General features: G+C 45.0%; 1 protein-coding gene. It reads right to left on the bottom strand.

The genetic code is table 11. From position 1 onward, the window contains the following. Positions 1 to 16: 16 nt before the first annotated feature. Positions 17 to 1,225, bottom strand: a complete 1,209-nt coding sequence (locus KP712_RS09055; protein ID WP_006250222.1) for an IS4-like element ISVsa5 family transposase — start codon at positions 1,223 to 1,225, stop codon at positions 17 to 19.

Below are 1,225 nucleotides of genomic sequence, written 5' to 3'. Positions count from 1 at the left end.
GCACTGAGAGATCCCCTCATAATTTCCCCAAAGCGTAACCATGTGTGAATAAATTTTGAGCTAGTAGGGTTGCAGCCACGAGTAAGTCTTCCCTTGTTATTGTGTAGCCAGAATGCCGCAAAACTTCCATGCCTAAGCGAACTGTTGAGAGTACGTTTCGATTTCTGACTGTGTTAGCCTGGAAGTGCTTGTCCCAACCTTGTTTCTGAGCATGAACGCCCGCAAGCCAACATGTTAGTTGAAGCATCAGGGCGATTAGCAGCATGATATCAAAACGCTCTGAGCTGCTCGTTCGGCTATGGCGTAGGCCTAGTCCGTAGGCAGGACTTTTCAAGTCTCGGAAGGTTTCTTCAATCTGCATTCGCTTCGAATAGATATTAACAAGTTGTTTGGGTGTTCGAATTTCAACAGGTAAGTTAGTTGCTAGAATCCATGGCTCCTTTGCCGACGCTGAGTAGATTTTAGGTGACGGGTGGTGACAATGAGTCCGTGTCGAGCGCTGATTTTTTCGGCCTTTAGAGCGAGATTTATACAATAGAATTTGGCATGAGATTGGATTGCTTTTAGTCAGCCTCTTATAGCCTAAAGTCTTTGAGTGACTAGATGACATATCATGTAAGTTGCTGATAGGTTTCCAGTTTTCCGCTCCTAGGTCTGCATATTGTACTTTTCCTCTTACTCGACTTAACCAGTACCAACCCAGCTTCTCAACGGATTTATACCATGGCACTTTAAAGCCAGCATCACTGACAATGAGCGGTGTGGTGTTACTCGGTAGAATGCTCGCAAGGTCGGCTAGAAATTGGTCATGAGCTTTCTTTGAACATTGCTCTGAAAGCGGGAACGCTTTCTCATAAAGAGTAACAGAACGACCGTGTAGTGCGACTGAAGCTCGCAATACCATAAGTCGTTTTTGCTCACGAATATCAGACCAGTCAACAAGTACAATGGGCATCGTATTGCCCGAACAGATAAAGCTAGCATGCCAACGGTATACAGCGAGTCGCTCTTTGTGGAGGTGACGATTACCTAACAATCGGTCGATTCGTTTGATGTTATGTTTTGTTCTCGCTTTGGTTGGCAGGTTACGGCCAAGTTCGGTAAGAGTGAGAGTTTTACAGTCAAGTAATGCGTGGCAAGCCAACGTTAAGCTGTTGAGTCGTTTTAAGTGTAATTCGGGGCAGAATTGGTAAAGAGAGTCGTGTAAAATATCGAGTTCGCACAT

This window comes from Haemophilus sp. SZY H68 (genome assembly GCF_018829685.1).
GTDB lineage: Bacteria > Pseudomonadota > Gammaproteobacteria > Enterobacterales > Pasteurellaceae > Haemophilus > Haemophilus haemolyticus_K.
This window is presented reverse-complemented; position numbering and strand designations above follow the sequence as displayed.

Bases quoted from the DNA above. Each gene is read 5' to 3' on its own strand.
- KP712_RS09055 (WP_006250222.1), bottom strand. From the start codon at position 1,225: ATGTGCGAACTCGATATTTTACACGACTCTCTTTACCAATTCTGCCCC.